The 7504-nt window shown below is 65.5% G+C and carries 11 protein-coding genes, 1 pseudogene and 1 riboswitch; of the genes and pseudogenes, 5 read left to right on the top strand and 7 right to left on the bottom strand.

Annotated features, from left to right (window positions below):
• The 3 genes and pseudogenes from EOD07_RS38530 to EOD07_RS15480 form a co-directional block, all read right to left on the bottom strand.
• Nucleotides 1-160, bottom strand: a pseudogene (locus tag EOD07_RS38530) (arsenate reductase); the annotation flags it as partial.
• Nucleotides 157-855, bottom strand: a complete 699-nt coding sequence (locus tag EOD07_RS15485) for an MIP/aquaporin family protein (protein WP_127236097.1) — start codon at nucleotides 853-855, stop codon at nucleotides 157-159. The gene EOD07_RS15485 and the pseudogene EOD07_RS38530, both read right to left, overlap by 4 nt.
• A gap of 35 nt (nucleotides 856-890) precedes the next feature.
• On the bottom strand, nucleotides 891-1241 hold the full coding sequence (locus tag EOD07_RS15480; protein WP_040980329.1) for a metalloregulator ArsR/SmtB family transcription factor: 351 nt from the start codon (nucleotides 1239-1241) through the stop codon (nucleotides 891-893).
• Nucleotides 1242-1283: 42 nt separating this feature from the next.
• Between EOD07_RS15480 and EOD07_RS15475 the strand changes: the two genes are divergently transcribed.
• Nucleotides 1284-1805, top strand: a complete 522-nt coding sequence (locus EOD07_RS15475; RefSeq protein ID WP_127236096.1) for a DUF6428 family protein — start codon at nucleotides 1284-1286, stop codon at nucleotides 1803-1805.
• Between the two features lie 236 nt (nucleotides 1806-2041).
• On the opposite strand, the gene EOD07_RS15470 is transcribed toward EOD07_RS15475, so the two are convergent.
• A complete protein-coding gene (locus EOD07_RS15470) occupies nucleotides 2042-2314 on the bottom strand; it encodes a PilZ domain-containing protein (protein WP_127236095.1) in 273 nt (90 codons plus the stop codon).
• 160 nt (nucleotides 2315-2474) lie between these two features.
• Nucleotides 2475-3044, bottom strand: a complete 570-nt coding sequence (locus EOD07_RS15465) for a histidine phosphatase family protein (protein ID WP_127236094.1) — start codon at nucleotides 3042-3044, stop codon at nucleotides 2475-2477.
• Between the two features lie 85 nt (nucleotides 3045-3129).
• Nucleotides 3130-3273, top strand: a riboswitch (adenosylcobalamin (AdoCbl) riboswitch).
• A gap of 1 nt (nucleotide 3274) precedes the next feature.
• Here EOD07_RS15465 and EOD07_RS15460 point away from each other — a divergent pair.
• From EOD07_RS15460 to EOD07_RS15445, 4 genes are all read left to right on the top strand, one after another.
• Nucleotides 3275-3484, top strand: a complete 210-nt coding sequence (locus tag EOD07_RS15460) for a CbtB domain-containing protein (RefSeq protein ID WP_127236093.1) — start codon at nucleotides 3275-3277, stop codon at nucleotides 3482-3484.
• A gap of 105 nt (nucleotides 3485-3589) precedes the next feature.
• Nucleotides 3590-4330: a CbtA family protein gene (locus EOD07_RS15455; RefSeq protein ID WP_041009289.1), complete on the top strand. Its 741-nt coding sequence runs from the start codon at nucleotides 3590-3592 to the stop codon at nucleotides 4328-4330.
• A gap of 159 nt (nucleotides 4331-4489) precedes the next feature.
• Nucleotides 4490-4963, top strand: a complete 474-nt coding sequence (locus EOD07_RS15450; RefSeq protein WP_127236092.1) for a hypothetical protein — start codon at nucleotides 4490-4492, stop codon at nucleotides 4961-4963.
• A gap of 64 nt (nucleotides 4964-5027) precedes the next feature.
• Nucleotides 5028-5975 carry a DMT family transporter gene (locus EOD07_RS15445; RefSeq protein WP_127236091.1) on the top strand — a complete coding sequence of 316 codons (948 nt, stop codon included), beginning with the start codon at nucleotides 5028-5030 and terminating at the stop codon, nucleotides 5973-5975.
• A gap of 9 nt (nucleotides 5976-5984) precedes the next feature.
• On the opposite strand, the gene EOD07_RS15440 is transcribed toward EOD07_RS15445, so the two are convergent.
• Nucleotides 5985-6698 (bottom strand): sulfite exporter TauE/SafE family protein, encoded by a 714-nt coding sequence (locus EOD07_RS15440; RefSeq protein ID WP_127236090.1) that lies wholly within the window; start codon nucleotides 6696-6698, stop codon nucleotides 5985-5987.
• Nucleotides 6695-7504, bottom strand: an 810-nt coding sequence (locus EOD07_RS15435) for a cation diffusion facilitator family transporter (protein ID WP_127236089.1), incomplete at its 5' end; no start/stop codon positions are given. The genes EOD07_RS15435 and EOD07_RS15440, both read right to left, overlap by 4 nt.

Here is a 7504-nt window from a genome sequence, read left to right as displayed (position 1 = left end):
GGTTGATCCCCATCGCAGCGATCAGTTCCAACAGCCGTTCGCGACTCGGCGGCGTCTTCAGATACTCGATCACCACAGGCTCCTCGCCGCTTGCGCGGATCATGGCGAGCGTGTTGCGCGAGGTGCCGCAGGCGGGATTGTGATAGATCGTGACCGTCATGGCTCTGCTTTCAGTGGCTGGTGTTGCTGAACGGTTTCGGGCTTGAGCAGCCAGCCCATCAGTGCCAGCGCGATCAAGGCGCCGGCCAGCTCGGCGGCAATGAAGCCTGGCAGATCGACCGGCCTGATGCCGGAGAAGGTGTTGGTGAGCGAGCGCGCCACGGCGACGGCGGGATTGGCGAAAGACGTGGACGCCGTGAACCAATAGGCCGCCGTGATATAGAGCCCGACCAGCCACGGCACGGCCCGCCGCTCGAAACGGAAGCCGGCGAGAATAACGGCGACAAGGCCGAATGTCGCGACCGCTTCCGAGAACCACTGCGCCGGTCCGGCACGCAGCTTGGTTGCGACCTCCAGCATCGGCAGGGCGAACATGAGGTGCGCCGCCATCGTGCCGGCAATGCCGCCGGCGACCTGCGCGACGAAATAGGCAACAAGATCGCGGGCTGGCAGCGACCGGTTGAGGCGGAACACCAGCGAAACGGCCGGATTGAAATGCGCGCCGGAGATCGGGCCAAGGACGGTGATCAACACCACCAGCATGGCGCCGGTCGCAAGCGTGTTGCCAAGCAGCGCCAGCGCTGTGTCATGCGTCAGCGTCTCGGCCATGATGCCGGAACCGACGACCGTCGCCACCAGCAGACCGGTGCCCAGGGCTTCAGCCGCGAACCGGCGCGGAAGATCAAAAGTGTTCATCGGTCAGCCTTGCGTTGGGCAGCGGGGCGCACCGATCACTGCCGCGCCCTCTCGCCCGGCCGGCAGCAAGACGCCGCAAGCGCCGGCGCGCAGATTTCCGGGCGACCCGAGCAGCAATCCTCCATCAGGAAGCGGATCAGCCCGGACAGAGCATCGTACTCGGCACTGTAGACGATCGAGCGGGCATCGCGCCTCGCGGTCACGAGGCCAGACCGTTCCAATTCCTTGAGATGGAAGCTGACATTGGAGGGCGAGACCTCGACCTGTTCGGCGAGGGAACCGGCGGAAATGCCTTCCGGTCCGGCGACGACCAACAGGCGCAACAGGCGCAGGCGTGTTTCCTGCGACAGCGCGCCAAAGGCGATCAAGGCTTGACGTTCATCCACGTTTCAATAATCCTTGAAATATTGAAATGAGGAATAGCCGACATGCTCTCTTCTGACAACCAGAAAAACGTCACCCCGGTCGACCCCTCCGACCTGACCATCGGCGATCTCATGGCGGCGCTGGCCGATTGCAAGGACAAGCCATTGGTGTTCCGCTACGGCGGACGGGCGGTGAAGCCGGGCTACCATGTCACCGAGGTGAAGGCGGGACAGTTCGCGGCGCTGGATTGCGAAGCCAATCCGGAATCATGGTCGGAGATATTCGTCCAGCTATGGGACGTGGACGAAGGCGGCCCGGTCCATATGCCAGCCGGTAAGTTCGCCGCGATCATCCGCAAGGTTTCGGACCATGTCGCTCTCGATCAGGCGGCGAAGCTGACCTTTGAGGTCAGTGACGGCGTCCGCCCCATGGAGTTGCACCGGGCGGCTCAGCCAAGCGTCGTTGGCGGTGTCATCGAGGTCGAGCTTACGCCACGACCGGCAAGCTGCAAGCCGCGCGACCGCTGGCTGAAGGAACAGGCGGCCGCGGGCAAGCCGTGTTGCGGAGAAAGCCGCAGCTGCTGACCCAGCGAACGGCGCCCGCCGCCGCCTCAGAATCTGATCAGGCCGTTGGCCTGCAACAAATAGAGGCCCACGAGAACGATAGCGATCAGCGCCACCCAAACGGCTGCCCTGCCCATAAGCGAAATCCCAGTTGATCGGCCCTCATGAACGCACGCGCCGCGGTTGCGTTCCCCATGTGCCGGGTTGCATGCTGCCCGGGCAGGATCAAGTCACGAATCGCTGAGTGGCGGGCGGCGTCAGTCCTTCGGCGCGTTGCTGTAGAGTGCCACGCCGATGCGATCGTTGCGACGCCACCTCACAAAGGCGCGATAGGTCGTATCGTCAGCTGGGACTTCGAGCAGGAAGCGCTCCGGGATGTCCGTATCGGCGGCGACGCGCAACTCCGCGCCCTGCTCGTGCTGATTCCTGACCGAGCAGCCGATCCTTACCGCACCGGCAATGATCGTGGCTTCCTTCAGCACGAACTGGCGCGCATGAAGACGGCGCTCGGTCTCGGGATAATTGGCCATATCCGGCGGCTCCAAAGGCAAGGCTCCCCTCGCCACGGGCCAGCACCATAGCAGCAAGGCGTTTCCGTTCCGTTAGCGATTGCTGAAACGACGAGCCTTGATATAGGTGCGGACGGTTGTCGAAGCTTGACGGGATCCGCGTATGGGAAGAACCGGCAGTTCAGCTAATGACAACCCCGCTCGCATGCAGCACCCAGCGGCGCCCGTCGCTGCGGAATTCGGTGTGTGACAGCGGCTCGATGTCGATCTTCCAGACGGCGGAGAGCGGCGCGCCCAGCACATGCACGATGGCGGCGCGGATCGGCACGGCATGGGTGAGCGCGATGGTGTGGCCGCCCTCGCCAGCCAGGCGCTCCATCAGCGCCGCGCCACGCAAGGCGACCGCGGCAAGCGACTCGCCGCCATGGGGCGCGGCGTCAGGATCGGAAAGCCAGGCCGCCATGCCTTCCGGGTCCTCGGCCTGCACCGCCTCGAAACCTTTGCCGGCCCAGCGCGCGAAATCCTGCTCGGCAAGCAGCGGCTCGACCGTCGCGTCCAGGCCGAGCGCTTCGGCCGTTCCGCGCGCGGCAAGCGCCGGACTCGTCCAGACGCGGTCGGCCCGGCGCAGCGACGAAGCGATCGCGCCGGCGCGCTTGAGAGCGCTCGGCTCCGGCGCCTCGTCCTTCGGAAAGCAGCCCTTGCGCGTGCTCTGCGTCGCGCCGCTTGCGATCATAGTCAGGCGGGCGAACATCCCAAAACTCCGTGGTCCAGTGAAATTTCAGCCGCGCGAGGCCGTGTTGGCCATTACATGTCGTTGACAGGCGAACGAAGTGCTGACAAGTGTTTTAGCGCTATACGGGATTGGAAGCCGGTGCGAGTCCGGCACGGTCGCGCCACTGTGATCGGCACAAGCCGAAAGTCAGGCCTTATTCCGCAGCATCGTTGGATCAACGGGACGCAGTATCCCACAGGAGGTCAAAAATGTCCGACACCACCTTCGCCCCGACCTACGGCCCGGTTGCGATTCCCGTCCGCGAGCTTCTGCCCTGGGCAATCTTCGCCGGCCTGATGCTGCTGATGATGATCTATTTCGTCGGCGCGGAAGAAGGCGCGGCATCGCTGATCCGTGGCACGATGGTGCACGAGTTCGTGCATGACGGCCGCCACCTGCTCGGCTTCCCCTGCCACTAGGAGCGGTTCAGCGAAGGCTGAACCGTCCTAGGTTTTGGTCTAACGCAATTCCGGACGGAAAACCGCTACGCACTTTTCCTGGAGTTGCTCAGAGGGATTAGTGACATGGTTGGAAAACTTTTGCTGCGCGGCATGCTTGTCGGGCTGGTTGCAGGGATTCTGGCATTCGCCTTTGCTCGGGTCTATGGCGAGCCGCAGGTCGACAAGGCGATCGCCTTCGAGGAACAGCAGGCCCAGGCCGCCGGCGAGGCGCCGGAGCCCGAGATGGTCAGCCGCGCCACACAAGCCGGCATTGGCCTGGCGACCGGCGTGCTGGTCTATGGCGCCGCCCTTGGCGGGCTGTTCTCGCTGGTCTTTGCCTATGCCTATGGCCGGCTGGGCTCGCTCGGCCCGCGCGGCACCTCGGCGCTGATCGCGCTGCTCGGCTTCCTGGCCGTGATCGTGGTTCCGAGCCTCAAATACCCGGCGAACCCACCGGCTGTCGGCAATGCCGAGACAATCGGTTACCGCACAGAGCTGTTCTTCATCATGATCGTGGTGTCGATCGCGGCGATGGTGGCTGCGGTCGGCCTGGCGCAACGGCTGTGGAACCGGCTCGGCGCCTGGAACGCCTCGATCGTCGCGGGCCTCGCTTTCCTCGTCGTCTTCGCGCTGGTGAAGGCGGCGCTGCCCGACATCAACGAAGTGCCGGAGAACTTCTCGGCGACCGTGCTGTGGCAGTTCCGGGTCGCCTCGCTCGGCATCCAGCTCGTGCTGTGGACCGTCGTCGGGCTCGGCTTCGGTGCGGTTGCCGAACGCGTGGTCGCGGTGCGCGACCAGCGCAGCCCTGCCCGCCGCTACGCCTGAAATCCGATGCGTTGGCCGCCACGGTTCCGCTCCCTGGCGGCCAATTTCTTTTTGGCGACCCTTTTCGCCCTCCTCCTGGCTGCCCCGGCCCAAGCCCATAGCGGATCTTCCGTCCCTCCGCCTCCCGGCATCCAGATCCCCAGCCTCACCCATGGCCAGATGGCGGTGATCGCGCGCTATCGCGGCGACATTCTCGCACTCGCGCAAGCACAGACGGTGACCGATCCAACCTTCCGGCGGCTCTACAATCACGGCAACCTGCAATACACCTACTGCCTCTGGGGCCTGATGCCGGGCAGCCTCGGCGACGAGGAGAGCCCGTTCAACGAATGCAGCCACGCCTATCTCGCCACCGTCAAGGCGCTGCTCGCCCATATGGCGACAATGCCCTCGGTCGAACGCCAAGCCAAGGCGTTGATCTCCGACATCGATGCCGAGATGGTGCGCAGCGGCGCGTCCTGGATCCTGTGTCAGTTCAGCGGCGAGACCTTCAGCACCGGCGCGGTGATCGAGCCGCGCTGGCGGAATGTGTTCTTGCATCTGCCGAGCCTCGCGGTGCTTCTTGCGACCACCGCAGCGCTGATCGGGGCCAGTTGGATGATCTTCGGCAGGCCGCAGCCCCGCACAGCCTAGCCGAGGGCCTCGTGCTGGCGTAAGCATAGCAATTGTCCGGCTCCCGGATTCGCAGTCGCCAGCCATGTTCGCCCCCGAAGCCTTCGCCGTCACCGCCGCCTTGTGCAGCGCGCTGAGTTCCATGTTCCTCAGCGAGCTCAAGGGCCGCGTTCCCCTCCTCCAGCTTGCCCGCTGGCAGATGCTCGCGACCTTCGTGATGACAGGCTCGGTGTCGCTGGCGATCGGCGGCTGGCACACGATCGGACCAAGGGAGTTCTGGCTGCTCGCCGGATCGAGCTTCGCCGGCATCAGCATCGCCAGCACGACCTATTTCGCCACCATCTATTCGGTTGGCCCGCGCATCACGGCGCTGCTTTTCTCGCTCACCTCGCCTTTCGCGCTGGCGCTCGGCTATCTCGTGCTCGGCGAAACCATCAGCCGCTGGCAGGCGCTGGGCGTGGCGCTGGTGCTTGCCGGCATCGTGCTTGCCATCGGCATGCCGCGGCGCTTCCTCAAGCGCGGCGAGCTGGCGCCGGCCATGCCGGTCGTCACCCCTTCCACCGTGCCGGTCAGCACCGCGCCCGGCCCGCCGCTCACCGGGCGCCTCGGACCAGGCATCGTGCTCGGCGTGACGACAGCGCTCGGCCAGGCGATCGGCACGCTTCTGGCGCGGCCGGCCATGGCTGCTGGCGTCGAGCCGTTCACGGCCATGGCGCTGCGCTCCGGCCTCGCCGTGATCCTGTTCATCGCGCTCACGGCGACGCCGTTCGGCAAGGGCAAGCGGGAAGCCGTCAAGTTCGGCACGGTCGGGCTCGCCGTGCTTTCCGCCTTCGTCGGCACCTCGCTCGGCATGTCCTGCCTGATGGCCGCGCTGCGCACCGGCAATGTCGGCATCATCTCGACGCTCTCCTCGATGACGCCGGTCATCATCCTGCCGATGGTGTGGCTGCGCAGCGGGCAAAGGCCGACCGCGGCCGCCTGGGCCGGCGCGCTGCTGGCGATCGCCGGAACGGCGCTGATCAGCCTGGGATAAACCGCCCCGCTACCTGAAGACCTGATGCAGTGCCGCGCCAACCAGAATCAACCCGGTCCCGATTTCCAGAAAGGTCGCCATACCGGCCGCGCTCGACCCAAACCGTTCCAGCATGGCGACCGATCCTCTGCGGAACAGCACCGCCAGCAGAACGACGATCCCGAGCGTGATTGCCACGCCCGCCATCATCGCGACAGCGAAGACGAGGCCGGCCCAGGGTATGCCGCGCGAAATGGCGTAAGTCATGACGAACAGCGTCAGCGGGCAAGGGATCAGTCCAGCCATGACGCCAACCGCTTCGCCCTCATGGATATGATGGTCGTGACGACCGCGGAGCGCGCGCCAGACCATCCACACGCCGACCAGACCCAGCAGCCCACGACTTAACGTTTCCAGCGCCGGGGCGCGGCCGACGCTGCCCAAGGCGATCGATACGAGCGGCAGCGCCAACACTGCGATCAACACCGCCAGCGTGATGTGAGTGAAGGAAAGCGCGAGAGAAGCGAGCAGTCCGCGAGACAACTCCACCTGCGAGCCGGTGATATAAGCGGCGAGCAGCGTCTTCGAATGGCCGGGCGTCAGCGCATGAGCCGCCCCGAACACGACGCCCATCGGCAGCACCGCAAAGAGCGCGAACCAGCTGCCGTCGCTGGCGAATGCCTTGAGATGTCGCGCCACCTCCAGGTAGATCTCGCGCTGGTAGTCAAAGAGCGCCTGTATCATCCATCCGCGTGCTCGTGATGGTGACCTTCCGGCTCGGCCATAGCGAAAGGAAGGTCTTCCGTATCGCTACCCGCCGCCAATTGCAGCCTGGCGTTGAATTCATGCGGTTCGGCCGGAGCAATCAGGCTTTGCAGATAGTGGTGGTCGCCACCGACCGGCGACAGCGGCAGGCTTTCGACCGCGCCGTCCGCCCTTTCGATGGCGACGTTCGCCCGCAGGCCCTCGGCGTGACGCGACAGGCGCAGCCGCATGCGCTCGCCCTGCGGCGTGTCGACAATCTCGAGCAGCCCGCTGGCAAGCTTGCCAGAGACCAGGAACGGATCGGGCGCATGATGGTGGCCGCCCTCGGCCTCCGGCTCGGCAAAGCGCACCGTGGCGACGTCGAGCGCCGGGATATGAGCGAAGAGTTCGGCCTTCAGCGAAGCGGCGATGTTATTCGCGACGGCGAGCAGCAGCCCGTCATTGACCGCAATCTCCACATCGACATGCAGCTTGTGGCCAAGCCAGCGGGCCTTCGCGTCGACCACCCTGTCGATCCCGGCGACATGTGCGGCGGCGTGGTGAATCTCGTTGACGAAACCGGGCTCGACGCCGTCCAGCATACGCGTCAGCACCGAGCGCGCTGACTGCCAGACGATGCCGAAGATGGCCACGGTGATGATGAGGCCGATGATCGGGTCCGCCAGCGGCAAGCCAAGCCAGACGCCGACCGCGCCGGCAACGACAGCGAGGCTGGTGAGCCCGTCGGTGCGAGCGTGATAGCCGTCGGCGATCAAGGCCGCGCTGTTGATCTGACGGCCGACACG

The organism is Mesorhizobium sp. M2C.T.Ca.TU.002.02.1.1 (assembly GCF_003997225.1).
Note: the sequence above shows the minus strand (reverse complement) of the source record. Positions and strands in the feature narration are given on the sequence as shown.

What these genes read in the sequence shown, in the direction of transcription:
- EOD07_RS15465 (WP_127236094.1), bottom strand. Translation starts at nt 3,044, where the DNA reads ATGTTCGCCCGCCTGACTATGATCGCAAGCGGCGCGACGCAGAGCACG.
- EOD07_RS15475 (WP_127236096.1), top strand. Translation starts at nt 1,284, where the DNA reads ATGCTCTCTTCTGACAACCAGAAAAACGTCACCCCGGTCGACCCCTCC.
- EOD07_RS15440 (WP_127236090.1), bottom strand. Translation starts at nt 6,698, where the DNA reads ATGATACAGGCGCTCTTTGACTACCAGCGCGAGATCTACCTGGAGGTG.
- EOD07_RS15485 (WP_127236097.1), bottom strand. Translation starts at nt 855, where the DNA reads ATGAACACTTTTGATCTTCCGCGCCGGTTCGCGGCTGAAGCCCTGGGC.
- EOD07_RS15470 (WP_127236095.1), bottom strand. Translation starts at nt 2,314, where the DNA reads ATGGCCAATTATCCCGAGACCGAGCGCCGTCTTCATGCGCGCCAGTTC.
- EOD07_RS15445 (WP_127236091.1), top strand. Translation starts at nt 5,028, where the DNA reads ATGTTCGCCCCCGAAGCCTTCGCCGTCACCGCCGCCTTGTGCAGCGCG.
- EOD07_RS15450 (WP_127236092.1), top strand. Translation starts at nt 4,490, where the DNA reads ATGGCGGTGATCGCGCGCTATCGCGGCGACATTCTCGCACTCGCGCAA.
- EOD07_RS15455 (WP_041009289.1), top strand. Translation starts at nt 3,590, where the DNA reads ATGGTTGGAAAACTTTTGCTGCGCGGCATGCTTGTCGGGCTGGTTGCA.
- EOD07_RS15460 (WP_127236093.1), top strand. Translation starts at nt 3,275, where the DNA reads ATGTCCGACACCACCTTCGCCCCGACCTACGGCCCGGTTGCGATTCCC.